The organism is Nonomuraea sp. NPDC005730 (genome assembly GCF_040630865.1).
Lineage (GTDB): Bacteria > Actinomycetota > Actinomycetes > Streptosporangiales > Streptosporangiaceae > Nonomuraea.
The window spans coordinates 192,151-216,207 of record NZ_JBEXYK010000001.1 but is presented as its reverse complement, the minus strand read 5'-3'; the positions used below and the strand labels follow the sequence as shown (position 1 = coordinate 216,207).

The following is a 24,057-nucleotide window of genomic DNA, read 5'->3' as shown; positions in this document are numbered from 1 at the left end:
CGCGAGCCTCAAGTCAATATTCCCTACTGGTTTTAAAGGGAATACCTTATTGGGATGAATCGCGAAGTTTGGCGGGCGGCACCGGGATCGCCGGGAAGGGGTTGTCCGGCAGCAGGATGACCCTGCGCGCCTGCCGGGGCTGCATGGCGGCGTCGAGGTGGAGCAGGGCGGCCCCGATGCCGGCCGCGCCGACCATGTACCCGGTGTCCGCGCTCACCTCGCCCGGCCGCAGCCGCCGGTACGCCTGGTACCAGCGGAACCCCTGACCGTCGTGGTTGTCGCCACGCCCGATGAGGTGCCCGGCGAGCACCTGGGCCTGCGCGAGGCGGGCTTCGTCGCCGGTCGCCGCCCACAGGCCGACGAACAGTTCGAGCAGCCCGGCCGCGCCGCAACACTGGCAGGCCACGTTCCAGAAGCCGTCGGTCTGCCGGAGGGGGGCGCCGCTCTCGACGACGCCGTGCGCGAGCCGTTCGACCCAGTCGAGGTGGCCGGGGTCGCCGGTGACCCGGTAGAGCTCGTAGAACATCCGCGCGACGCCCGCCGAGCCCGAACAGAAGCCCAGGTAGTGCAGCTCGCGCCCCTGCGGCACGTGGTGCGGGACGACGGCGCACCTGCCCGCCACCGCGCTCACCTCGCGAACGAAGCCCGCGCCACGGGCGGCCGCCTCCAGGAAACGCCGCTCGCCCGTGACGCCGTAGAGCCTGGCCAGCAGGAAGGCGGTGCCCGCCGTGCCGGACAGGAAGCCCGGGGTGACGGCGTCGAGCGGCAGGTCGGCGCAGTCGCCGAAACGATGGCCGGGCACGGCGAGCCCGGCGATGCGCTCGCCCGCCGCCACCGCCGTCTCCTCGTAGCCGCGTACGCCGAGCGCGGCGGCGGCCTGGAGCAGCCCGAGCACGATCCCGCCGTCGCCGCGCTGGGCGGGCTCGCGCGTCCAGCCGGGGCCGCCGTCCAGCGGGCGCGCGGCGCGGACGATCGCGTCGGCCACCGCGACGGCCTCCTCCTCGAAGACGCCGTCGCCGAAGGCCCAGCCGGCCTCGACGAGCGCGACGAGCGTGCCGGTCAGGCCGTGGTAGAGGGTCAGGTCGGCGCGTTCGCGCCAGGTGGCGGCCAGGTAGCGGGCGCCTCTGCGGGCGTCGTCCAGGTACGCCTCGTGGCCGGTCGCGGCGGCCAGTTCCAGGAAGAACAGCACGATGCCGGCCGCGCCCGCGTACAGGGACGCGGAGTCGCCGGCGGCGGCCGACCTGCCACGGGGGTCGGGGTTGGCACGCCAGTGGCGGCCTCTGCCGTCGTCGACGGCGGCGGTGCGGATCCAGCGGCCCGCCATGATCGCGGCGGTCAGCGGAGTCTCGGCGCGCTCACTCGGCGAGCGGGTCCGGTCCAAGCCCATACTCCATTCTCCCACACTTCCGGTAGGAAAATTGGCCTTTTCTCAAGGGTTCGCCTCCATCATCGCGGGTAACGGAACGGTGACGTCGAGTATCGAACGGGGAGGGCGTCGTGAAGCGTCCCATCATCTGTGTCGCGATCCTGGCCCTGGGCGTCACAGGCTGCACGAACACCGGATACGACACGGGGCAGCACCTGCCGCAGAACGACGGCGCGAACGCCGACGCCAAGGGCGTCATGCACGTGCGCAACGCCCACCTCCGGGCCGCTCCCGGCCAGGCGGCCGGCCCGTCCTCGCCCGCCGCCGAGCAGGCCCTCTACGCCGTGCTGATCAACGACGGCCACAAGCCCGACCAGCTCCAGCAGATCACCGTCGACGGCGGCGGCTCGGTGCAGCTCTCCGGCGCCGCCGCCGACATCCGGCCCGGCCAGCCCGTGGGCGCGGGCGACCAGCCGCTCGGCACGGTCACCGGCGTCCGCGGCACCACCGTGCCCATGACCTTCACCTTCCGCGACGCCGGGGCCGTGCGCGTGTTCGTGCCCGTGAAGCAGAACGCGAGCCAGGCCCCCGCCGGCCCGGCCGGCCCCGCGACCACTCCGGCGGCGCCGGGCCACGCGCCGCCCCACGCTCCCCGGCACCGGACCGGCCACTCAACCGGCCACTGACGGCCGCAGCGCCGACAGCAGCCGGTCCAGCTCGGAGCAGGTCTTCGACTGGGCGCGGGTGGGCGCGGGCCTCCTGCTGGACCCGGCGCCCGCCGACCCGGTGTGCCTGGTGACCGGCCAGATGGCGACGGCCGCCGAGGCCGCCGACGCCCTCGGCGTGCGCTACGCGGACCTGCCGCCCGAGGAGTGGCAGCGGCGGGCGCACGACGTGTACCGCGACCCGTACGCCGTCGAGCACCAGACCCACCTGTGGGCGATCTTCCGCTTCATCGGCTCGGGCGACCACCCGCTCTACCGGGTCACCGAGAGCATCGAGCGCGTCGGCGGGCGGCGTCCGGTGAGCATCGGGGAGTTCGCGGCCGGCCGGCGCTGATCGGCGTCCTCGCGGGCCGCGGTCAGCGCAGGCCCGCGAGCACGCCGCGCGCGACGGCCTCCCGCTCGGCCTCCTCCTCGGCCGCCGCCGCCTGCTCGGCCGCCACCCGTACGTCGTAGGCGGCGCGGGCCGTGGCGATCTCGCCCTGGTGCTCCTCGGTCCAGGTGACCAGGGCGCGGATGGTGGCGTGCAACGTGCCGCCGAGGGGCGTCAGCGCGTAGTCCACGCGGGGCGGCACGGTCGGATGGACGGTACGGCTCACCAGGCCGTCGCGCTCCAGGTGACGCAGGGTCCTGGTCAGCATGCGCTGGCTCACGCCGTCGATCATGCGGCGCAGCTCGGTGAAGCGCAGGCTGCGCCGGTCGAGCAGCGCGATCACCTGGAGCGACCACTTGTCGGCGATCCGGTCGAGGATCTGCCTGACCTCGCAGTCCTCCCGCTGGTCCCATTGCAGCACGTCGTAGTCGGTATCCCCGCAGTGACCGAGGGACATCGAAGTTCCGTCTTCCATGGCTCCTCATGGTGACCAAAAATGCTGCTGGTTACAAGAAGGAACCGACCATTGTGGAAGGAATGCACCATGTCTCCCTCGTCTCCCTCGTCTCCCTCGAACGACCGCATGGGGGCACGCGCGTGGAGCGCGCTGTTCGTCCTGGCGGGGGCCGTCTTCCTGGAAGGCATCGACGTGGCCATGCTCAACGTGGCGCTGCCGTCGATCCGCGCCGACCTCGGCCTGTCCACCGGCACGCTCAGCGGCGTGGTCAGCGCGTACGTGCTGGGTTACGGCGGGTTCATGCTGCTCGGCGGCCGGGCCGCCGACCTGCTCGGCCACCGCCGCATGTTCCTGACCTGGCTGACGGTGTTCCTGCTCTTCTCCGGCCTGGGCGGGTTCGCGACCGAAGGATGGATGTTGCTGCTTGCCCGGTTCGTCACGGGGGTCGCCGCCGCGTTCATGGCGCCCGCCGGGCTGGCGCTGGTCACCGGCAACTTCCCCGAGGGCCCGCAGCGCACCAAGGCACTCGGCGTGTACGCCGGGACCGCGGCGGGCGGCTTCTCGCTCGGCCTGGTCGCCGGCGGCCTGCTGGCCTCGATCGGCTGGCGCTGGGTGTTCTTCGCCCCCGTGGTGCTGTCGGCGGTGATCCTGCTGGCCGCCGTCCCGCTGGTCAAGGACTCCGGCGAACGGGCGCGGGGCTCGTTCGACCTGGGCGGGGCGTTGACCATCACCGGCTCGATGTTGCTGCTCGTGTACGGTGTGGTCCGCCTGGAGGCGCCCGCGGACGGCTCCGGCACCACCATCGCGACGTTCGCCGCCGGGCTGCTGCTGCTCGCCCTGTTCGTGCTGATCGAACGCCGCTCGTCCAACCCGCTGGTCCGGCTGGACATCCTGCGCTCGGGGCCGCTCGTCCGGGCCAACCTGGGCGCGCTGCTGTTCCTGGCCTCGTTCGCCGGGTTCCAGTTCCTGGCCACGCTCTACCTCCAGGAGGTGCGCGGCTGGAGCACCCTGCAGACCGGCCTGGCCATGCTGGTGATCGGCATCGACACCGTCCTGGCCCCCACGCTCACGCCGCGCCTGGTGAACAGGTTCGGCAACGCCCGCGTGCTGTTCGCCGGGATCGTGCTGTCGGCGCTGGCGTACGCGCTGTTCCTGCCGGTCGGCCCGGACTGGACGTACGCCGCCATGCTGCCCACCATGCTCCTGCTCGGCCTGGCCTTCTCGCTGACCTACGGCCCGCTGACCATGGCCGCGACCGAGGGCGTGGAGGAGGACCGGCAGGGCCTGGCCGGTGGCCTGCTCTACACGGCGATGCAGTTCGGCACCGCGCTCGGCCTGTCGGCGGTCACCGCCGTGAACGTGGCCGCGCTCGGCGGGGGCGCCGCGCCGACCCTGGACTCGCTGCGGATCGCCCTGGCCGTCCCGGTGGCCGCCGCGGTGGCGGCCGTGCTGGTCACCGCGTTCGGCCTGCGTGCCCGCGCCGCCGCCGCGCCAGTGGAGAGCCCGGTGCCCGAGGCCGTCGGCTAGGACGGGTCCGATCCCGGTTCCTTCCGCACCCGGGAGAGCTTGTCGGGGTTCGCGACCGTGTAGATGTCGCGAACCTGCGACCCGTCGGAGGTCAGGTCGACGACCATGACGGCGAACGGCGCGTTCTCCACGAACACCACCGCCGAGGGGTCCCCGTTGGTCTCCCGGTACTGGATGTCCAGCCCTTCCATCGGCTGCGCGGTGCGCGCGACGAGCAGCCGGGCCACCTTGTCGCGGCCCCGGACCGGACGCGGCCCGCCCACCGCGGACTTGCCGCCGCCGTCGGCCCACAGGGTCACCTCCGGCGCCAGCAGCTCCATCAGCGCGTCGAGGTCGCCGCCGAACGCCGCGGCCACGAACCGTTCGGTCACCTCCTGCTGGACGTGCGCGTCCACCCGGTTGCGCGGGCGCCGGGCCTGGACGTGCTCGCGGGCCCGGTGCGCGAGCTGGCGTACGGCGGCGGGGCTGCGGCCGAGCATGCCGGCGATCTCGGTGTGCTGGAAGGCGAACACCTCGTGCAGGATGAACACGGCCCGCTCCAGCGGGGTCAGCGTCTCCAGCACCACCAGCAGGGCCAGCGACACCGACTCGCCCCGTACCACGTCCGCCGCCCCGTCGGCCTCGGTGACCAGCGGTTCGGGCAGCCATGGTCCGACGTAGGTCTCGCGGCGGCGGCGCAGCGCCGACTGGTGCGCGAGCGCCTGGTTCACGGCGATGCGCACCAGGTAGGCGCGCGGGTTGCCGATCTCGTCCGGGTTCCTCGACGACCAGGCCAGCCAGGTGTCCTGGAGCACGTCCTCGGTGTCGGAGACGCTGCCGAGCATGTTGTAGACGATGGAGAACAGCAGTTCCCTGTGGCCGCCGAAAACGTCCGTCATTCCAGGCATCATGTCCTTTGAGAGCCTTCGCGGCCCCCGGGTGTGACATGACCTGCGTCACACCAGGTAACGCAGCCACAGGTACGGCGTCGCCAGCGCGACCGTCGTCGCCGTGACGATCAGGCCGTACTTCGTGAACTGCCAGAAGCTGATCGGGGTGCCGTTGCGGGCGGCGATGCCGAGGATGACCACGTTCGCCGCCGCGCCCACGGCGGTGGCGTTGCCGCCCAGGTCGGCGCCGAGCGCCAGGGCCCACCACAACACCTGCGCCGGCCCCTCGCCGCCGTTGGCCTGGACGAGGTCGGCGACGATCGGGCTCATGGTGGCCACGTACGGGATGTTGTCGACGATGGCGGAAAGGCCCGCCGAGGCCCACAGCAGGACCATCGTCGTCAGCCCGAGCTGACCGTGCGTGGCCTGCGCGGCGGCCTGGGAGACCTGGGCGATGACCCCGGTCTCCACCAGCGCCCCGACCATGACGAACAGCCCCGCGAAGAACACCAGCGTGGGCCACTCGACCTCGGCGATCGCCTCCTCGGTGGTCACCTTGGTGAGCGCCACCAGCACGCCCGCGCCGAGCAGCGCCACCACCGACGGCTCGTAGTGCAGCACGGGATGCAGCACGAACGCCGCCATCACCACCGCGAGCACGGTCAGCGACTGCCACAGCAGCCTGCGGTCGGCGATGGCCTCGCGCTCGTCGAGCGTCATGATCTCGGCCGCCAGCTCGGGGTCGTAGCTGAACGACCGGCGGAACATCACCCGGCACAGCCCGATGAAGACCACGATCAGCACCACGATCAGCGGGGCCAGGTGCACGAGGAAGTCGTTGAAGGTCAGCCCGCCGCGGCTGGCGATGATGATGTTGGGCGGGTCGCCGACCAGGGTGGCGGTGCCGCCGATGTTGGACGCCATCGCCTCGGCGATGAGGAACGGCGCCACCGGCAGCGCCAGCCGCTCGCAGACCAGGAACGTCACCGGCGCGATCAGCAGCACGGTGGTCACGTTGTCCAGCAGCGCCGACGCGCCCGCGGTGATCAGGATCAGCAGCACCATGAGCCGGAACGGGCGCCCTCTGGCCCGTTTGGCGGCCCAGATGGCCAGGAACTCGAAGACGCCCGTCTGTTTCAGCACGCCGACGATGACCATCATGCCGAGCAGCAGGAAGATGACGTTCCAGTCGATGCCGGTGTGCTCGTCGAAGAAGGCCGCACCGCCGTCGGTGGCGTGCAGCACCAGCATGATCCCCGCGCCGCCGAGCGCCGCGGCGACCCGGTGCACCTTCTCGGTGGCGATCAGCGTGTACGAGACGAGGAAGACGGCGACCGCCAGCCACGCGGTGACGGTCACGGCGGACCACCCGGGAAAGCCTTCCAGGAGAACTCCACGATCGACGACGGAATCGCCGACCAGACTTCCCGGCACACCTCAGGACAACCTACCAAGAGGCGCGGCCGGACGGGACCGGCGCACTGGCCCGTACGAGCCAGTGCGCCGGTCGCGTCCGGTGAGGTGGCTGGGTCAGCCGACGTTGAACTGCCCCTTGAAGCCCGCGTGCAGCACGCTGCCGGACGAGCCCGAGGCGCACGTGCCCGAACCGCCGAGCAGGCTGGTGTCGAACCGGCCGGTGAACGTCTTGCCCCTGAACGGCCCGGACTGGATCGTCCCCGACACCTTGGCCGTGTCGTGCATGACCTCGACGATGCGCGCGGCGGCCTTGCTGGTCTGCCTGGTGCCCCTGATGGTCCAGTCGATGGTGACCGTGCCGGTGCCCGTGGGCGCGGCGGTCCCGGCGGCGGCGGCGCGGTCGCGGATGACGCCGTCGGACTGCCCCCAGCGCTCGCGGTCGTAGACGATGCGGTCGGCCAGGTTCCGCTCGTCCTGGTCGTGGATGATGCGGTCGGCCAGGCTGTGGCCCTCGCGGTTGTAGACGATGCGGTTGGACAGGCTGCGGTTCTCGGCGTCGCGGTTGCCGAACACGCGGTCGAAGGCGTTGCCCTCGCCGGACGGGCGGCCCCTTGTGGTGGTGCGTCCGCCGCAGCTCGGGTTCACGCCGTTGAAGCTGGCTCTGAGCCGTGCCGCGGTGACGCCCGTGCCGCTGCGGTCGACGCAGTTCCACGGCTCCCGGTGGCTGACGGAACGGTCAGGGTGCAGCAGCCGCTGCGCCCCGGGAATGTACTGTGCCTGGCCGGACACGGTGCAGGAGATCACGGCCGCGGCGTGCGCGGCCCCCGGGACGACGGCCGGAGCCAGTATGGTCAGCCCGGCGGCGGCCAGGGCGGGCAGTGACGTGGCGAGAATGGGCATGACTGCTCCTTTTCGAGGCAGGACTGGTCGGCGCATCGGGCCGACCTGTCGCGACAGGACGGGTCGACGCGAGCCGCCGGCCGGGCCCGCCATCGCTCTCCGGTGAGAGGTCCCGATCTCGGACGCTACGAGGCGAACCGCAAACATCGCCCCAAATGGCCGCACGTGGCGTCCCAGATGTACGGACTCACCCCTGCCTGTCCCGCCATCGGCCGTCCGGCAGCGCGGGCGAGGAAGCCCGGCAGCCTGAGCCGGCGATCAGAGGAGGTCGTGCGCGCGGGCGGCGGCGGCCGCCTGGGTACGGGTGGAGACCTCCAGCTTGCCCAGGATGTTGGAGACGTGCACGCTCACCGTCTTCTGCGCGATGAACAGCCGCCCGGCGATCTCCTTGTTGGTCAGCCCCTCGGCGACCAGCCGCAACACCTCGACCTCGCGCGCGGTGAGCCCGCCCTCGGCCTGCCCGCCGCCGAACCGGGCCCGCCTGCCGAACTCCAGCAGCGCGGCCTCCAGCGGCGCGGCCCGCAGCCGGCCGGCCGCCTCCCTGGCCCGGGCCCACTCCTCCTGCGCCGCCTCCCGCTCGCCGGCCGCGAGCAGCGCCTCGGCCAGCCGCCAGCGCGCCCTGGCCACCTCGTAGACGAAGCCGAAGTCGAACGCCGCGACCACCTCGCGCCACAGCGCGACGTCGAGCCGCCCGTGGAGGCGATGCCAGTCGGCCTCCACCCGCAGCGCCCACGCCTGCCCCTCGGGACCGAGGTGCCCGCCGTCGCCGGTCGGCCCTCTCGTCGCGGCGAACCGGGCGCGGGCCAGCAGGTCGTCGGCCCCCTCCGTGGTGCCCAGCTCGGCCATCGCCCACAGGCTGACGGCGGCCAGCCGCAGCGTGCCGGACTCGCCCTCGTCGAGCGTGGCCATGGCCGCGTGGGCGTGGTCGAGCGCGGCGGCCGGGTCGCCGTTCCACAGGGCGTGCTCGGCGGCCATGCCGCGCGACATGTACGTCGCCAGCGGATCGTGCCAGAACGGACGCAGCCACCCCAGCCGCGCCTCGACCGCGGGCAACCCCCGCCCCACCTCGATGAACAGGGCGAACGACGACAGGATGGCCTCCGACAACGTGCCCACCCGCGCGCCGAACCCGGCCGCCACCGCCTCCGCGGCGTCCCACTCGCCCGCGACGTAGTGGATGAGCAGGCGCAGGAAGCGCAGGTCGGTGCCGTAGGTGCTCCAGTTGAGGCCGGTGTGGACGGCCAGCTTGATGCCGCCGTCGGCGACCTCGGCGGCCTGGGCCAGCAGGCCCTGCTCGTAGTGGATGCGGGCGTGGTGGAAGCGGGCCCGCAGGTCCATCGCCAGGTCGCCGGTCTCCCGGGCGGAGGCGCTCTCGACCAGCGAATGGGCGCGGGCGACGTCGCCCCGCTGCTCGACGTAGCTGGCCAGCGTGAGCAGCGCGCCCACCTCGGCGTCGACGGCGCCGCAGGCGCGGGCCGTGTCCAGGGCGCGCGCGGTCAGCGGCTCGACCTCGTGGTGGCGCGGCGTCCACAGCAGCGTGCGGGCCTGCGTGGCGAGGGCACGGGCGAGGCTCGGCTCGTCTTCGGCGCTCTCGACCGCGCGCTCGGCCGCCGCGATCGCGCCGGGCGGGTCGTTGGTCTCGAAGAGGTAGTACGCCAGCCGCTCCTCGACCTCGGACGTCGAGGGCAGCGCGCGCAGCCGGTGGACCGCCCGGTGGTTGTCGCCGCTGTCGGCCGCCGCGACGGCGCTGCGGAAGGCCAGCACGACCCGGCTCTCCCCGGCCAGCCCGGCGGCGCCCTCGACGCGGTCCCACAGGCCGAGCGCCTGGTCGTAGTGGTTGTGGGCCTCGGCGGGCGCGCCCAGCCGCTCGGCCTCGCGGCCCGCCTGCGCCGAGGCCGCGAGCGCCCCGGCCAGGTCGTGGCCGGCGAGGTGGTGGTGGGCCAGCTCGGCGGGCGAGGTGAGCAGGCGGGCGAAGTCGGCGTGGAGCCTCGTGCGCTCGCCGGGCAGCAGGTCGGTGTAGACGGCCTCCTGCAGCAGGGCGTGGCGGAAGGCGTAGCCGTGGCCCTGCACCTTGAGCAGGCCGCGCGAGACGATCTCCCTGACCGCCTCCTCGAACTCGGCCAGCGGCAGCCCCGCCACCTCGCGCAGCAGGTCGTCCTCCACCCGGCGGCCGGCCACCGCGGCGGCGCGCAGCACCCGCTGCCCGGCCTCGGACAGCACCTCGACCCGCGACAGCAGCAGGCTGGCCAGCCCGTCGGGCAGGCTGTCGCCCTCGGACATGGCCGCGAACAGCTCCTCGGCGTAGAACGGGTTGCCCTCGGCGCGCGAGACGATGAGCCCGAGCTCCTGCGCGTCGACCTGCCCCAAAGTGGTGACATAGTCCGACATTTCGCCGGATTCCAGCGGGCCGAGTTCCACGTTCGTCACCGACGGCAGCCGCTTCAGCTCGGCCAGCACCGCGCGCAGCGGATGGCGGCGGTGGAGGTCGTCGGTGCGGTAGGTGCCGGCCACGCAGACGCGCTCGCTCTGGAGCATGCGGCTGAGGAAGACCAGCAGGTCGCGGGTGGAACGGTCGGCCCAGTGAAGGTCTTCGATCACGAACAGCACCGGCTGGACGTCGGTCAGCAGCCCGAGCAGCGACCCGAACAGCCGCTGCTGGGTGAGCCCGGCCGACGGCGCCCCGCTCTCCCGGCCCGGCAGGAGCTGGCCCAGCATGGGATGGGCGGCGACGGCCTCGCGCACGCCGGGCTCGGCCCCGCGCAGCGCGTCGGCCAGCGGCAGGTAGGGCAGCGCGTCGCCCAGCTCGGCGCACTGGCCGACCATGACGTGGAAGCCGCGCTCGCGCGCCTCGGCGACCAGCTCACCGACCAGGCGTGTCTTGCCGATCCCCGCGTCGCCGCCGACGAGCGCGACCCCGGCCGTGCCGTCGGCCGCGGACTCCAGCACACGCACGAGCTTGGACAGCTCGGCCGAGCGCCCGACGAGAAGACCGTTCACGCCAGCAAGTGTGCCACGCGCCGGTGACATTCCATTGGTCCGCCCGGCCGCCGCGGAATTGGCCCTCATCGTCCTGCCGGACCCGCTCTACGCTGCTCTTTCGTGATCTCCTTGACGACTTTCGTGCTCTTCACGACGGCCTCGCTCACCCTGGTGCTCGTCCCCGGCCCCAACCACCTCTACATCGCCGCAAGGGGCCTGGCCCAGGGCAGGGCCGCCGGGCTGGCCAGCGCGCTCGGCGTGGAGACCGGGACGCTGGTGCACATCGCCGCCGCCGCGGCCGGGCTCTCGTACGTGATCTCGCGGTCGGCGACGCTGTTCGCGGTCGTCAAGTGGGCCGGCGTGGCCTACCTCGTCTACCTGGGCGTGCGCGCCTTCACCGCCAAGGACGCGCAGGCCGGGACGCCGCCCGTGCAGCCGCTGGCCAAGGTGTTCCTCGAAGGGGTCCTGGTCAACGTGCTCAACCCCAAGGTGGCGCTGTTCTTCGTGGCGTTCCTCCCGCACTTCGTGGACCCCGGCGCCGGCTCGCCGGCGCTGCAGATCGTCGTGTTCGGCCTGACGCTGCTGCTCCTGGGGTTCGTCTCCGACGTCGTGTACGCCCTCACCGCCGGCACCCTCGGCACCCGTCTGACCAGGGGCGCCAAGGCTCTTCGGTACGTCAGCGGCGTCGTCTACCTGGGGCTCGGCGTGGCCATGGCGTTCGCCGGGAGAAAATGACCTATGGCGCCGAGGAAGCAGCAGGAGATCTTCGACGCGACGCTGTGGATGGTCGCGGAGAAGGGCTACGACGGGCTGACCGTCGAGGGGGTCGCCGAACGCTCGGGGGTCAACAAGACGACGATCTACCGGTGGTGGCCGTCCAAGGCTGCGCTGCTGGGGGCCGCGCTGGTCGAGTCGGACGTGCTGGCGTTCGAGCCGCCGGACACCGGGTCGTTCCGGGGTGACCTGGTGGCGCTGGTCGAGCAGGTCGAGCGGCTGCTCACCGAGCCGCCCGGCAGCGACATCGCGGTCGCGGCGCTGGCCGCCGCCGTGCGCCATCCCGAGCTCGACGCCCGCCGGTTCTTCGCCGACCGGTTCGCGCGGGAACGCGTGGTGTTCGAGCGCGCGGTGCGGCGGGGTGAGCTGAGCGCGTCGGCCGACCCGTTGCTGATCATGGATCTGCTGGCCGGGGCCGTGTGGATGCGCACGGTCTTCCGCGGCCTGCCCCTGCCCGGCGGCTACGCCGAGAAGGCCGTCTCGGCCCTGCTCGACGCCTTCTGAGCGGCTGCGCGTGATGTGGGGCCTGGCGGGTCAGCCGGCGGCGGCGAGGGCGGCCGGGATGCGGTCGAGCACCGGGTGCGGCACCAGACCGTAGGCATAGAAGTCGACCGCCAGCGCGCCCGCCGCCTTCGCGCCCCTGGCCTTGGCCACCAGGCGGTCGGTCGAGTCGCTGTCGGGGTAGCCGGGCCGCAGCACCGCGCGCACCTCGCGATCCTTGCCCACCGAGCGCAGGTACGCGCCCACGTCGTCGGCCACCCGCGCCGCGTCCCGCGCGTACGCCAGCACGCCGAAGGCGGGCACCAGGTCGCCCAGCGCCACCAGGTCCACGCCGAGCTGCCAGGCGTCGTGGGCGGCCAGGCCCGGCGTCGGCAGGCCGTCCCGGTAGCCCTTCACCGCCCCGGTCGAGTCGATGAAGACCAGCTTGGAGCCCTCCTCGGCGACCGCCGAGGACACCTCGGAGACCAGCGTGGTGACGGTCTCGGAGCGCGCCCGCGCGTACGCCACCACCTCGGGCCCGGCGTAGGCGGTGAGCGCCGCCCTGGTCACCTCGCCCTGCGCGGCCGGGTCGCCGTCGAAGACGCCGCCCACGATCCGCGCGCACTCCTCGCGCGCCACCTCGGCGTTCACGCCCAGGTCGGTGGCCCGGCGCATGCAGTAGTCGCAGAAGCAGAGCCCGAACAGGAACGAGTCCATGGGGCCGAGCTGCACGAAGGAGCGCTGCGGCTCGACCGGCGTGAAGTGCAGCGCCTCGGCGACCACGCTCTCGACGCCCAGCCGGGCCACCGCCCTGGCCAGCGCGACGGAGTACTCGCGCACGTCGGGATGGGCCGGGCACAGGTCGATGAGCGAGCCGCGGTCGCCGAAGCAGTCGCGCACGGTCACGTCGGGGTGCTCGTTGCCGAGCGTGGCGTTGCGCAGGAAGACCGTCCAGCCGTGCAGCTTCAGGCCGCGCCCGGCGCACGCCTCGCGCAGCCCGTCGAGGGCGTGGACGTGGCCGGGCACGGGAGCGAGCCGGAGCCCGTCGAACAGCTCGGCCGGCGGGGTGAAGTGGGCGCCGTCGTGCCTGACGGTCAGCCGGGACAGTCCGTGCGGGGTGACGTCGCGCGCGGCGTGGTGGACGGCGCCGACCGTGACCCCGCCCACGCCGTACGCGCTGATCCTGTCGAGCACCCGCTCGACGCCCTCACCGTGCAGGTCCTCGGCGAAGACGTATACCGAACTGTCCACGTGCAGACCTTACGCGCTCTTGTGCGCGACGAAGTCGATCTCCACCAGGATGTTCATGAGCTGCGAGCCCACCGTCGTCCGCACCGGGTACGGCTGGGTGAAGTACGACTTGTACACCTCGTTGTACGCGGCGAAGTCCTCCTTCACGTTCTGGAGGTGGACCGTCGACTTGACGACGTCGTCGAAGCCCAGGCCGTGGGCGGCGAGGATGGCCCCCAGGTTCTTCATGACCTGGTGGGTCTGGGCGGCCACGTCGTCGCCGACGATCTCGCCGGTGTGCGGGTCGAGCGGGCCCATGCCGGAGGTGAAGACGAAGTCGCCCACCACGAGCCCCTGGGAGTACGCCCCGACCGGCGCGGCGCCCTCGGTGGTCTTGAGCTCTTTCTTCACGGAATCTCCCTAGAAATCGGTGTGGATCGTGCCGACGACACGGTAGTCCCGGTCCACCAACGGCAGCACGCGCCACTTGTCGAACGCGGTGCACGGGTGTGAGATCCCGAAGGCCAGCAGGTCGCCCGGCTTGAGCCCGTCGGCCCTGACGACGGTGTGCTGGTCCTGCATCTTGGTGATCGTGACGCCGCTGCGGCGCGGCACCGGCAGGCCCTCGTCGTAGGGCGCGTCGCGCTTGCCCATGCCCACGATCGCGAGGCCCGGCTCCGGCGTGGACAACACGTGCGCCCACACCTCAAGAGCCGGCCGCAGCTCGCCCTCGATCCGGTTGAACGGCGTGCGCTCCCGGTAGTAGCCGTCGTCGTGGGTGACGTACGCGCCGCTGCGCAGCAGGATCCTGGCGTGCGTGGTGACCAGCTCGCGCCCGATCACGTCGAACCACTGGCTGCCGCCGATCGTCAGGATCGGGGTGCGCACGCGGACGTGCTCGACGGCCTCCAGCAGCCCGCGCAGGTACCGCCGGACCTCGTCGGCGCTCTTCAGCGCCCCTTCGTAACCGGCGACGCCGGCCAGCTCGACGCCGGGCGTCTCCTGCGCGTACGCGGCCACCTTCAGCAGCTCGTCGAGGGTGCGGCAGCCGGCTCGTCCGCCTTCGTGCCCGAGCTCCACCAGCACCCGGAACGGCCGGGTCGAGGCGTGCCGGGCGAGGATGTCCACTCCGGCCTCGGAGTCGACGAAGCTGAGGAAGTCGAAGGCGGGGTCGCGGTCGAGCTCTCCGGCGGCCCAGGTCAGCCCGGCGGTGTCGACGACCTGGTTGGCCACCATGATCCGGTCGCCGCCGTAGCCGCGGGCGATCCTGGCCTGCCGGGTCGTGGCGACCGTCAGCCCCCAGGCGCCCGCTTCGAGCTGCATCGCGGAGATCTCTGGCGACATGTGCGTCTTGACGTGCGGAGCCAGCTCCATGCCGTGGTCGCGGGCGAAGGCCGCCATCGTGGCCACGTTGTGCTCCAGCGCGTCGCGGTGCACGATCATCAGCGGAAAGCCGAGCTCGCCGTCGAGGACGGACTGCCCAAGGATCACCTGCACGACACCCCCCTTTTATCCGCGTCTGACCTTATCCCAGGCGGGATCAGCGTGATCGAAGCGCCCGCCCGGGACCGGCCCCGGTCAGCTCGCCGCCGGTCAGCACCCGTACGCCGGACACGAGCACGTCGTCCACGCCGTGCGCGGGGGTGCGCGGATCGGCGTACGTCGACCGGTCCGACACCGTGAGCGGGTCGAACACCACCAGGTCGGCGACGTACCCGCCGCGTACCAGCCCGCGCCGGTCGAGCCCGAACCGCCGGGCCGGGTGGGAGGCCAGGTGCACGACCGCCTGCTCCCACGTCCAGTCGCCCAGCTCGCGGACGTGCCGGCCGAGGAACCTGGCGAAGGCCCCGAACCCTCGCGGATGCGGATGACCGCCCACGTAGATGCCGTCGGAGCCGCCGGTGTGGGAGGGATGGCGCAGGATCCGGCGTACGGACTCCTCACCCGCCGGGCCCTCGTCGGGACGGGCGGAGACGCACCCGGCCTCCAGCCGCGTCTCCACCAGCAGGTGGCGGCAGAACGCGGCGGGCGTCATGCCGGCCCGCTCCGCGGCGTCCGGCAGGGCGAGCCCTTCGGCCCATTCCAGGCCGGGCGCGTGGGAGACGGTCAGCCGGGGGTAGACCTCGCCGAGCCCCGCCCACCAGTCGTCCAGCTCGGGCGAGTCGATCATCTCCAGCGCCGCGTCGGTGTCGGCGCCCGGCACGGACGGCGGCAGCACCACCATGGCCAGGATCGTGCTGCCGCGCAGGTAGGGATAGGTGTCGAAGGTGAGGTCGACGCCCTCGTCGTGCGCCCTGCCGACCAGCGGCAGCAGCACGTCGGCCGGCCCATGCAGGTGGGAGACGTGCACGGCCGCACCCGAACGACCGGCGATGTCCACGACCTCCGCCATGCCGACCCCGGCGTTCGCGCCGTAGGCCCGCATGTGGGTGACGTACGGCAGGCCGCCGAGCGGCGCGCACAGGGCGGCCAGCTCGGCGGCGTCGGCGTAGCGGCCCGGCAGGTACTCCAGCCCGCTGGACAGCCCGACCGCGCCCTCGGACAGGCCGCGCTCGACCCGCTCGACCATCGCGCCCAGCTCCGCCCGCGAGGCCGCCTCCGGCGAGGGCCCGAGGACGTCGTAGCGGATCGTGCCGTGCGGCAGCAGGTAGGCCGTGTTCAGCGCCACCGCGCGGTCGTAACCGTCGAGCAGCTCGGCCACGCTCAGCGGGCCCTCGTGCAGGGCGCCGTTGACGGCGGCGAAGTAGCGGGAGGCGTAGGCGACGGTCTCGGCCGACCCCGGCGCGAAGGACAGACCATCCTGCCCCAGGACGAACGTGGTCACCCCCTGCCGCAACGCCGCGAGCTGCACGGCCGGGTCGAAAACGGCGGCGTCGCCGTGGGCGTGGCAGTCGACGAAGCCCGGCGCGACGAACCGGCCGGTCGCGTCGATCACCGTCGCCGCCTGCGCGCCGCCCAGCCTGCCGACCGCCACGACCTCGTCGCCCGCGATCCCCACATCCGCCCGGTACGGCGGCGCGCCCGTGCCGTCGAGCACCCGGCCACCGCTGATGACTACGTCGAACCTCACACCAAGATTCAATCAGAGCCGCGCGAGGACGCCGTTGGGCACGTGATCGAGCGGCCGACGGGCCGCTCGGACAGCAGGTCCCTGGCCCGGTCGCGGGCGAGGTTCCAGCCGTTCCACGGGTCGGCGCGGTCGAGCCCGTTGGCGCGGACGACGTCGGCCAGCACGCAACTGCGCTGCGGCTCGGGCAGCCGGTCGAGCGCGGGCACGGCCTCCGCGCCGAGGTCGCCCAGGTAGTCGGAGTCCATGTTGGTCACGCCGCGCACCTCTACCTGGGTCTGCGCGACCTGGAGATCGGGGTTCACCATCGCGAACGCCCCCAGGCCGAGCCCGGTGACCAGGACGATCGTGCGCGGCAGCCAGCCGGAGCCGCGGCCCGCCAGGCGTACCGCCCCGGCCAGCAGCACCAGCGCGAACAGCGCGCCCAGCCACCACACCGTGGCCTGCACCGAGATCCGCAGCCGCGACAGGCCGTAGGCGTCGGTGTAGAGGCTCATCCGGTGCAGGGCCGAGGCCAGCACCACCAGGGTCAGCCCGCACAACACGCCGAGCATGACGGCCAGCAGCCAGCGCTCGCCGCGCTCGGTCCGCAGCAGCCCGCCGGCCACCGCGACGATGCCCAGCACGAACACGCTGACCACCACGAGCTGGAAGAAGCCCTGCCTGGCGTACTCGGCGTAGGTCAGGCCCGCCGTCCTCAGCACCCAGCCGTCGCCGCCGAACAGCACCCTGATCTGGACCGCCACGAACGCCGAGAACAGCAGGTTCACCCCGACCAGCGGCACCAGCCACACGCTCCTGCTCACGCCGAACTTGTGCTCCGGGCCGACCGGGTCGATCACCGGCCGCAGCGCGACCAGCACCGTGGCGGCCAGCAGCACGGCGACGAACCCGAAGACGAAGATCCGCGAAGGGACCGAGTCGGCCCAGGCCGGGGTGCTGGTCAGGCGCTCGACGTACGAGGCGAACACCGCGTCGGCCGAGGCGAACAGCAGCCCGAACACCAGCACCAGCACGACCGTGATGCCGAGCCCCGCGAGCACCGGCAGGATCCGCCGCCTGGCGGTCAGCTTCCGCAACGGCCCGGCGAGGAACCACGGCACCGGACCGAGCGCGAGCACCACGGACATGCCGCCCCTGATCACGCCCAGCCATCCCGCCCCCGCCCCGGACACCGCCAGCGCGCCCAGCCCGGCCCCCGCCATGAGCAGGATCGCGACCAGCCAGTCCGCGTCGCGCACGGCCGCCATGGAGATCAGCCAGTACGCCGTCATCCCGAACGCCAGCGTCCAGGGGGTCATCCTGCGCAGCGCGGCCGGCAGCGCCGCCGCGCCGAGCACCATGGCGACGAGCACGATCCCCAGCCCGACCTGCGCGTCGGGCAGCGCCACCGCGGCGAACACGCCCGCGCCGGCGGCGGCCGGCAGCAGCCAGCGCGGCGCGGCGGGCAGCTCGGGCCTGGGGAAGAGCGGCGGCGGCACGTACGCCTGGCCGCCCCCTGCCGGAGGTCCGGCCGGGCCCCGGCCCGCCACCGCCCCCTGGTAGGCGGCGCCCTGGGAGGTGGCCCCCTGATAGGTGGCGCCCTGGTAGGCGGCGCCCTGGTAGGCGGCCTGGTAGGCCGCCGTTCTGCGCACCGAGCCCGCGCCCAGTGCGATGCCGAGCGCGCCGCCCAGGGCGGTCACCATGACGAGGGTGACGAGCGCGAGGCCGTCGCCGACGGTCATCGAGACCAGCACGGCCGCGAACAGGCCGCCCAGGAAGCCCACGATCACCCCGAGGATCCCGCCGCCGACCAGCCTGGCGAGCCCCCCACTCCCCACCGCCGCCGGAGCCGCACCCGTCGGCGCGGGGTGCACCGGACCGGCCGCCTGGTACGCCCCGGCCCCCGCCAACGCCCCGGCCCCTGCGGGCGCCCCGGCCCCTGCGGGGATGGGGGAACCGGTGGGGATGCCCGCCCCTGAGGGGATGCCGCCTGTGAGGGCGCCCGCCCCTGCGGGAGTGCCAGCCCCTGCGGGAATGTCGGACCCTGTGGCCGCTCCAGACCCTGTGGGCGCTCCAGACCCTGTGGGCGAGCCGCTCCCTCGCGGCGTGCCGGACGCCGCGAGCGGGCCGGGGCCCGTCGTTGCCGGGGCGGGCTGCGGCGCATCCTCGGCCGTGGCCGGCCGGTCCGGCGTTCCCGAGGCGGCCGCGCCCGGACCCGCCATCGCGTCCTGCCCCGCGGCCGCTCCATCACCCGCCATCGCGGCCTGACCCGTGGCCGCGCCATCACCTGCCATCGCGGCCTGACCTGCCGCCGCGCCCAGCCCCGCCATCGCACCCTGACCGGCCGTGATGCCCTGGCCCACCGTCGTTCCAGGACCCGCCGTGATGCTGTGGCCCGCCGTCGTTCCAGGATCGGCCGTGATGCTGTGGCCCGCCGTCGTTCCAGGATCGGCCGTGATGCCGTGGCCCGCCGTCGTTCCTGGGCCTGCCGTGATGCTCTGGCCTGCTGCCATGTCTGGATCCGCCGTCGTGCCCGGGGCCGCCGGGGTGCCGGGGGCCATCGTGGCGGGCGGGGGCGCGGGGGTCGGGATGGCAGGCGGGGCATGGCCGTCGCCGGTTGCCAGGGGCGCGTCGGCCGGGGGAAGCGCGTCCTCCAGGCGGTCGTCGTGCCCCCGGTCCGCCCCCGTGGGGAACGGTGTGTCCGTCATCGTCGTCCTTCCTGGTAGATCGACGACCATGCGGCACCCCGCGCAGTCGTCGATGCGGATCGACCCCCTGTGCAGCTCCACGACCTCCTTGACGATCGCCAGCCCCAGCCCCGCGCCCCCGGAGTCGGCCGCGCGCCCGGCGTCCAGCCGGGAGAACCGTTCGAACACCCGCCCCCTGGCCGCCTCCGGGATGCCCGGCCCCTGGTCGGCCACCACCACCCGGGCCCCGTCCCGCTCCGCGCCGCACGCCACCGTCACCACGCCCCCGGGAGGGCTGTGCCGTACGGCGTTGTCCAGCAGGTTCGCCAGCACCTGCGCCAGCAGGTCGGGATCGGCCCGCACCCCGAGCCCGCCGGGCACCGACGCCTCGATCGTGACGTCCTCGCGGGCCAGCGACGCCTCCCGCACGGCCTGCTCGACCAGCGGTGCCAGCGCGACGGCCTCGGGCTCGATCAGCCGGGTACCGGAGTCGAGCCTGGACAGGTCGAGCAGCTGGGCGACCAGCCGGCCGAGCCGTTCGGTCTGGGCGAGTGCGGTCCTCATGGTGACCGGGTCGGGCGCGGAGACGCCGTCCACGACGTTCTCCAGCACCGCGCGCAGGCCGGTGATGGGGGTGCGCAGCTCGTGGCTGACGTTCGCGACGAGCTCGCGCCGCTGCCGGTCCACCTCGCCGAGGTCGGCGGCCATCGCGTTGAACGCCCTGGCCAGCTCGCCCACCTCGTCCCGCGAGGTGGCGCTGACCCGCAGGCCGTAGCTGCCCTTGGCGATCGTCTGGGCGGCCCTGGCCATCTGGCGCAGCGGCTTGGTCATGCCCATGGCCAGCACCTGGACCATGATCAGCGCGAGGACGACCGCGACCACGATCCGGACGTCCCGGGTGAACCCCGCGTTGAGCCCCACTTCGTTCACCACGAACGCGGTGCCCACCGCCAGCACGATGACGATGCCCAGCTTGACCTTGATGCGGCCGAGGAAGTCGAGCGGCCTCATTGCCGGACCAGCGCGTAACCCACGCCGTGGACGGTGCGCACCACGTCGGAGCCGAGCTTGCGGCGCAGCGCGCGGACGTGGCTGTCCACGGTCCTGGTCGCGGCGGCCTCGGAGAAGCCCCACACGTCCGACAGCAGCCGGTCGCGCTCGAAGACCTGCCCTGGGCGCTCGGCCAGCCGCCGCAGCAGGTCGAACTCGGTCCTGGTGAGCTGAGCCTCGATCCCGCCCACGAACACCCGGCGCGCGGCCGTGTCGATCTCCACCTCGCCCACCCTGATCACCGTGTCCTCGACGGCGAGCTGGGCGGCCCGCTCGACCCGGCGCAGCAGCGCGTGGATCCTGGCCACCAGCTCGCGCATGCTGAACGGCTTGGCCAGGTAGTCGTCGGCCCCCACCCCCAGCCCGACCAGCACGTCGGTCTCCTCGCCGAGCGCGGTCAGCATGAGGACGGGCACCGGGCGCGCCGCCTGCATCCTGCGGCACACCTCCAGCCCGTCCAGACCGGGCAACAGCCGGTCGAGGATCACCAGGTCGGGCTCCGCCTTCCCGTACTGGACCAGGGCGTCCTGCCCGTCGCCCGCCACCCGGACGTCGAAGCCCTCGGCGGCCAGCCTGTTCCGTACGGCCAGGGCGATCGTCACATCGTCCTCGACCACGAGGACGCACCGCTGCTCTGCCACGTACGAAAGCCTAGAAGTGCGCCGTGCAGACGACACTCCATAATTTGTGCACATCTGGTGCAGACTTGCCGCGTGAACACCGCTGGCTACCTCAGCCGTCTGGGCCTGCCCCACCTGACAGGCGCCCCCGCGAGCGCCGAGGGCCTGCGCGCACTCCACGTCGCGCACGTCGAGAAGGTCGCCTACGAGGCGCTGGAGATCTGGCTCGGCCGCCCCACCTCCCTCGATCCCGTCGAGTCCGCCGAGCGCATCATCAGGGGCCGCGGCGGCTACTGCTACCACCTGAACGGCGCCTTCTCCGAGCTGATCAGGAGCCTCGGCTACGACGTGACCAGGCACGTCGGCGGCGTGCAGAACCCCGGCAGCGAGCCCGGCGTCACCGGCAACCACCTCGTGCTGACCGTGCGCGGCCTGCCGAGCCAGGACAATCCGGGCGGCGAGTGGCTGGCCGACCTCGGCCTCGGGGACGGCGTGCACGAGCCGCTGCCGCTGGTCGCGGGCGCGTACCGGCAGGGGCCGTTCACGTACGTCCTGGGGCCGTCGAAGGTCGCGCCCGGCGGGTGGCGGTTCGACCATGACGCGAGCGGTTCGTTCATAGGGATGGATTTCGAGCGGATCCCAACGGAGATGTCCGCCTTCGCTGATATGCACAACCATTTGTCGACGTCGCCGTCGTCGGGGTTCGTGCGCACCGCCGTCGTGCAGAGACGCGACGCCTCGGGTGTGGACACGCTGCGCGGGCTCGTCCTGACCCGCGTCGGCGCCGGCAGCCACTCGATCACCCTGGACACGGCGCGCGACTACTTCGCGGCGCTCGCCGACGTGTTCTCGCTGACCTTCGACGACCTGACCGAGCGGAACGCGGAGCGGCTCTGGAGCAGGCTGCACGACGCCCACGAGGCGTGGCTGACCGGCCGGACCGCGTGATGGCCGGGCGGGCCGGGCGAGCGCTATCGTGCACTCGACATGGCTGAGACCAGGAAGCTGGCCGGGCGCTACCGGCTGCTCAACCCCCTGGGCGCGGGGTCCGTACGGCTGGCCTTCGACGAGACGGAACACCGCGACGTCGCGGTCAGAGAGCTGCGCGTCCCGCCCGAGCTGCGCGAGTCCGCGCTGCACGAGGCGCGCAGGGCAGCCGGGCTGCGGCACGCCTCGATCGCCCGGGTGCTCGGCGTGCTGGTCGAGGACCGGACGCCCTGGCTGGTCATGGAGTTCGTCTCGGGGGTGTCGCTGGAGCAGGCCGTCCGCGCGCGGCAGCCGCTGCCCGTCGTCCAGGTGGCCAGGATGGGCGTCTGCGTGTTGTCGGCGCTGTCGGTGGCGCACGCGGCCGGGATCGTCCATGGGCAGGTCAGCCCCGGGAACGTGCTGCTGACCGGCACCGGGAGGGCGGTGCTCACCGGGTTCGGGGTGCCGAGCCTCAGCATGCGGCCCTCGGCCGACCTGTGGTCGCTGGCCGCCACGCTGCACTTCGCCGTCGAGGGCCGCCCGCCCGGCCAGGTGCCCGCCGAGGGCGCCGACCCGCTGCGGTCGCTGATCCGCGCCATGCTGCATCCCGCCGGGTCGCCGCCGGTGGAGGTGGTCCGCGAGACGCTGGAGAGGCTGGCCCTCGACCAGCCGCTCGACCAGGTCGTCCGCGCCCTTGGACCGCTCCCGCCGGCCGAGGTGGCCGAGATCGGGCTCGCCCTGCTCGACCAGCTCCAGGCCAGGGGCGGCCATCACGGAGCGGTGCAGCCGAGCGGCGTGCTCATCTCCGACCAGGGGCGGGCCACGCTGGTCGCCCCGCTGCGGTCGGGCACCGTCCCGGCGTACACGGCTCCGGAGGGGGTGGCGAGCCCGGCCGCCGACCTGTGGTCCCTGGGCGCCACCCTCTTCTTGGCCGTGGAGGGCGTGCCGCCCGCGCCGGGGGCGTCGCTGGCGCGGGCCGGGGCGCTGGCTCCCGTCCTGGTGCGCCTCCTGTCCGGCAACCCGGCCGACCGTCCCGCCCCCGAAGCACTCCGGCACGAATTCCGGGCGGTCATGAGCCCGCGCCGATGACCCGCCTGCCCGTCCTGCCGCGCCCCGCCGGCGCCGGTGCCGCCACGCGGGACGCCGGCCGGTGGTGGCCGGTCGTGCCCGCGGCCGTCGCCGCGGCGACCGGGGTCTGGGGGCTCTCCGGGCCGTCGTTGTGGCGGGACGAGTCGGTCAGCGCGCTGGTCGCGCGCATGCCGTTCGGCGAGCTGCGCCGCTTCCTCGCCGACCTCGACGCCGTCCACGCCCTCTACTACCTGCTCCTGCGGCCCTTCGCCGCCCTTCCCTGGCCGCCGGAGATGGCCGTCCGCCTGCCCTCGGTGCTCGCCTTCACGGCCGCCGCCCTCGGGGTCGCGGCCCTGGGCCGCCGTCTGGCCGGCACCCCCGCCGGCCTGTACGCCGGCCTCCTGTACGCCCTCACCCCCATCGCCGCCCGGTACGCCCAGGAGGCCCGCTCGTACGCCCTGGTGAGCGCGGTCGCCGTGCTGGCCACGTGGCTCCTGGTCAAGCTGCTCGACCGTCCGGGCGCGGCGGTCTGCGCGGCCTACGGCGCGAGCGTGGCCCTGCTGGGCTGGCTGCACCTGTACGCCCTGCTGCTCGTCCCCGCCCACCTGCTCACCGCCTGGCTGCCCGCCCTCCGCCGCCCGCTCACCGCGAACCGGTCGCCGGTCGTCGTGCCGTCCTTGGTCGCGGTCGGCGCGGCGGGAGCGGCGCTCGTGCCGCTGCTCGTCCTGGCCGCCGGTCAGCGTGACGCCCAGGTGTTCTGGCTCAGGACCCCCGGGTGGGCCGAGGTGGCCACCTTCCCCGGCGAGGTCGCGGGGGCGGGGGCGGTCGTGCTGTTCGCCGCTGCCCTGTGGGGAGCCGTACGCGTCCCGGCCGTGGCGGTGTGGGCGGTGCTGCCGGTGGCGCTCTCGTTCGCGATCTCCCAGGTCCAGCCCGTCTACCATCCGCGTTACGTGCTCTTCGCGGTCCCGCTGCTCGCGTTGCTCGCCGGGATCGGCCTGGCGGGGGTGCGGTGGCGGGCCGTGCCGGTCGCCGTCCTGGTGCTGTTCGCCGTGCTCGTGTTTCCCGCGCAGGCGGCGCTGAGGCAGCCCGCCGCCCGTCCCGACGACCTGCGTACGCTGGCCGCCACGCTGGCCGAGGAGGAACGTCCGGGCGACCGGGTGCTGTTCGTGCCGCAGCGCTTCCGGCTGTTCGTGGCCGTGTACGGCGCCCCGTACGACCGCCTGACGGACCTGACCCGCGCGCCCGGCGCGCCCGGCCCGCGCACGGCCGCCGAACTGGACGCGGCCCTGAAGGGCGTGGACCGGGTGTGGCTCATCTCCCCCAGGATCGGGACGAAGTACGCCGACGACGAGCGCTACCGCACCCTCAAAAGAACGCTCACCCCAGGACAGACCCGCACATACGGCTCGATCCACCTCACCCTCTGGTCCCGCAACAATTGAGATACATCGCGTCATGGAACCTCAGGCACGGGTCCACTCGTTGGACGGGCGACGCAGAATGTGGGAGAGGCGGGGCGCGGGC

20 protein-coding genes are annotated in these 24,057 nt (G+C 73.4%); 8 read left to right on the top strand and 12 right to left on the bottom strand.

Going from position 1 to position 24,057, the window contains the following annotated elements; translation table 11 throughout:
- Positions 1 to 46: 46 nt before the first annotated feature.
- The gene (locus tag ABZ444_RS00960; RefSeq protein WP_357990813.1) at positions 47 to 1,387 is read right to left on the bottom strand and encodes a lanthionine synthetase LanC family protein; all 1,341 of its coding nucleotides are present in this window, start codon (positions 1,385 to 1,387) and stop codon (positions 47 to 49) included.
- A 110-nt stretch (positions 1,388 to 1,497) separates the two neighbouring features.
- Here ABZ444_RS00960 and ABZ444_RS00955 point away from each other — a divergent pair, with 110 nt between their 5' ends.
- Both ABZ444_RS00955 and ABZ444_RS00950 read left to right on the top strand, forming a co-directional pair.
- Positions 1,498 to 2,052 (top strand): hypothetical protein, encoded by a 555-nt coding sequence (locus ABZ444_RS00955; protein ID WP_357990810.1) that lies wholly within the window; start codon positions 1,498 to 1,500, stop codon positions 2,050 to 2,052.
- A gap of 58 nt (positions 2,053 to 2,110) precedes the next feature.
- On the top strand, positions 2,111 to 2,425 hold the full coding sequence (locus ABZ444_RS00950) for a hypothetical protein (protein WP_357990807.1): 315 nt from the start codon (positions 2,111 to 2,113) through the stop codon (positions 2,423 to 2,425).
- A gap of 22 nt (positions 2,426 to 2,447) precedes the next feature.
- Here ABZ444_RS00950 and ABZ444_RS00945 read toward each other — a convergent pair whose 3' ends face one another.
- Positions 2,448 to 2,936 carry a helix-turn-helix domain-containing protein gene (locus tag ABZ444_RS00945; protein ID WP_357990805.1) on the bottom strand — a complete coding sequence of 163 codons (489 nt, stop codon included), beginning with the start codon at positions 2,934 to 2,936 and terminating at the stop codon, positions 2,448 to 2,450.
- A gap of 108 nt (positions 2,937 to 3,044) precedes the next feature.
- Between ABZ444_RS00945 and ABZ444_RS00940 the strand changes: the two genes are divergently transcribed.
- Complete coding sequence (locus ABZ444_RS00940; protein WP_357990802.1) at positions 3,045 to 4,445, top strand: MFS transporter; 1,401 nt, start codon at positions 3,045 to 3,047, stop codon at positions 4,443 to 4,445.
- Here ABZ444_RS00940 and sigJ read toward each other — a convergent pair.
- From sigJ to ABZ444_RS00920, 4 genes are all read right to left on the bottom strand, one after another.
- Entirely contained in the window at positions 4,442 to 5,323 is an 882-nt protein-coding gene (gene sigJ / locus ABZ444_RS00935; protein ID WP_357990798.1) for an RNA polymerase sigma factor SigJ, read from the bottom strand. The genes ABZ444_RS00940 and sigJ overlap by 4 nt on opposite strands.
- Before the next feature lie 57 nt (positions 5,324 to 5,380).
- Complete coding sequence (locus tag ABZ444_RS00930; RefSeq protein ID WP_357990795.1) at positions 5,381 to 6,673, bottom strand: ArsB/NhaD family transporter; 1,293 nt, start codon at positions 6,671 to 6,673, stop codon at positions 5,381 to 5,383.
- A gap of 171 nt (positions 6,674 to 6,844) precedes the next feature.
- On the bottom strand, positions 6,845 to 7,630 hold the full coding sequence (locus ABZ444_RS00925; protein ID WP_357990793.1) for a hypothetical protein: 786 nt from the start codon (positions 7,628 to 7,630) through the stop codon (positions 6,845 to 6,847).
- A 258-nt stretch (positions 7,631 to 7,888) separates the two neighbouring features.
- Positions 7,889 to 10,627 carry an AAA family ATPase gene (locus tag ABZ444_RS00920; protein ID WP_357990790.1) on the bottom strand — a complete coding sequence of 913 codons (2,739 nt, stop codon included), beginning with the start codon at positions 10,625 to 10,627 and terminating at the stop codon, positions 7,889 to 7,891.
- Positions 10,628 to 10,729: 102 nt separating this feature from the next.
- Between ABZ444_RS00920 and ABZ444_RS00915 the strand changes: the two genes are divergently transcribed.
- Both ABZ444_RS00915 and ABZ444_RS00910 read left to right on the top strand, forming a co-directional pair.
- Positions 10,730 to 11,344 (top strand): LysE family translocator, encoded by a 615-nt coding sequence (locus ABZ444_RS00915; protein WP_357990788.1) that lies wholly within the window; start codon positions 10,730 to 10,732, stop codon positions 11,342 to 11,344.
- A 3-nt stretch (positions 11,345 to 11,347) separates the two neighbouring features.
- Positions 11,348 to 11,887, top strand: coding sequence for a TetR/AcrR family transcriptional regulator (locus ABZ444_RS00910; protein ID WP_357990785.1), 540 nt, complete (start codon positions 11,348 to 11,350; stop codon positions 11,885 to 11,887).
- Between the two features lie 30 nt (positions 11,888 to 11,917).
- Here ABZ444_RS00910 and ABZ444_RS00905 read toward each other — a convergent pair whose 3' ends face one another.
- The 6 genes from ABZ444_RS00905 to ABZ444_RS00880 are packed head-to-tail and all read right to left on the bottom strand — an operon-like array spanning position 11,918 to position 20,496.
- On the bottom strand, positions 11,918 to 13,114 hold the full coding sequence (locus tag ABZ444_RS00905; protein ID WP_357990782.1) for a hypothetical protein: 1,197 nt from the start codon (positions 13,112 to 13,114) through the stop codon (positions 11,918 to 11,920).
- A gap of 9 nt (positions 13,115 to 13,123) precedes the next feature.
- Positions 13,124 to 13,504, bottom strand: a complete 381-nt coding sequence (locus ABZ444_RS00900) for a Rid family detoxifying hydrolase (protein ID WP_352349473.1) — start codon at positions 13,502 to 13,504, stop codon at positions 13,124 to 13,126.
- Between the two features lie 9 nt (positions 13,505 to 13,513).
- Positions 13,514 to 14,590, bottom strand: coding sequence for an alanine racemase (locus ABZ444_RS00895; RefSeq protein WP_357990779.1), 1,077 nt, complete (start codon positions 14,588 to 14,590; stop codon positions 13,514 to 13,516).
- A 43-nt stretch (positions 14,591 to 14,633) separates the two neighbouring features.
- The gene (locus ABZ444_RS00890; RefSeq protein ID WP_357990776.1) at positions 14,634 to 16,163 is read right to left on the bottom strand and encodes an amidohydrolase family protein; all 1,530 of its coding nucleotides are present in this window, start codon (positions 16,161 to 16,163) and stop codon (positions 14,634 to 14,636) included.
- An 8-nt stretch (positions 16,164 to 16,171) separates the two neighbouring features.
- On the bottom strand, positions 16,172 to 19,840 hold the full coding sequence (locus ABZ444_RS00885) for a DUF4153 domain-containing protein (RefSeq protein WP_357990773.1): 3,669 nt from the start codon (positions 19,838 to 19,840) through the stop codon (positions 16,172 to 16,174).
- Positions 19,837 to 20,496: a response regulator transcription factor gene (locus tag ABZ444_RS00880; protein ID WP_352350467.1), complete on the bottom strand. Its 660-nt coding sequence runs from the start codon at positions 20,494 to 20,496 to the stop codon at positions 19,837 to 19,839. Before ABZ444_RS00880 ends, ABZ444_RS00885 begins: the two co-directional genes overlap by 4 nt.
- A 96-nt stretch (positions 20,497 to 20,592) precedes the next feature.
- On the opposite strand from ABZ444_RS00880, the gene ABZ444_RS00875 reads away from it, so the two are divergent.
- From ABZ444_RS00875 to ABZ444_RS00865, 3 genes are read left to right on the top strand one after another with little or no spacing between them, the layout of a single operon-like run.
- Positions 20,593 to 21,447: an arylamine N-acetyltransferase gene (locus tag ABZ444_RS00875; RefSeq protein ID WP_357990770.1), complete on the top strand. Its 855-nt coding sequence runs from the start codon at positions 20,593 to 20,595 to the stop codon at positions 21,445 to 21,447.
- A gap of 39 nt (positions 21,448 to 21,486) precedes the next feature.
- The gene (locus ABZ444_RS00870; RefSeq protein ID WP_357990767.1) at positions 21,487 to 22,554 is read left to right on the top strand and encodes a protein kinase; all 1,068 of its coding nucleotides are present in this window, start codon (positions 21,487 to 21,489) and stop codon (positions 22,552 to 22,554) included.
- Positions 22,551 to 23,975: a glycosyltransferase family 39 protein gene (locus ABZ444_RS00865; RefSeq protein WP_357990765.1), complete on the top strand. Its 1,425-nt coding sequence runs from the start codon at positions 22,551 to 22,553 to the stop codon at positions 23,973 to 23,975. Before ABZ444_RS00870 ends, ABZ444_RS00865 begins: the two co-directional genes overlap by 4 nt.
- Positions 23,976 to 24,057: the final 82 nt, after the last annotated feature.

Excerpts from the sequence above, each read along its gene's own strand:
- ABZ444_RS00960 (WP_357990813.1), bottom strand. The coding sequence starts at position 1,387 with ATGGGCTTGGACCGGACCCGCTCGCCGAGTGAGCGCGCCGAGACTCCG.
- ABZ444_RS00945 (WP_357990805.1), bottom strand. The coding sequence starts at position 2,936 with ATGGAAGACGGAACTTCGATGTCCCTCGGTCACTGCGGGGATACCGAC.
- ABZ444_RS00940 (WP_357990802.1), top strand. The coding sequence starts at position 3,045 with ATGGGGGCACGCGCGTGGAGCGCGCTGTTCGTCCTGGCGGGGGCCGTC.
- sigJ (WP_357990798.1), bottom strand. The coding sequence starts at position 5,323 with ATGACGGACGTTTTCGGCGGCCACAGGGAACTGCTGTTCTCCATCGTC.
- ABZ444_RS00925 (WP_357990793.1), bottom strand. The coding sequence starts at position 7,630 with ATGCCCATTCTCGCCACGTCACTGCCCGCCCTGGCCGCCGCCGGGCTG.
- ABZ444_RS00910 (WP_357990785.1), top strand. The coding sequence starts at position 11,348 with ATGGCGCCGAGGAAGCAGCAGGAGATCTTCGACGCGACGCTGTGGATG.
- ABZ444_RS00885 (WP_357990773.1), bottom strand. The coding sequence starts at position 19,840 with ATGAGGCCGCTCGACTTCCTCGGCCGCATCAAGGTCAAGCTGGGCATC.
- ABZ444_RS00870 (WP_357990767.1), top strand. The coding sequence starts at position 21,487 with ATGGCTGAGACCAGGAAGCTGGCCGGGCGCTACCGGCTGCTCAACCCC.
- ABZ444_RS00865 (WP_357990765.1), top strand. The coding sequence starts at position 22,551 with ATGACCCGCCTGCCCGTCCTGCCGCGCCCCGCCGGCGCCGGTGCCGCC.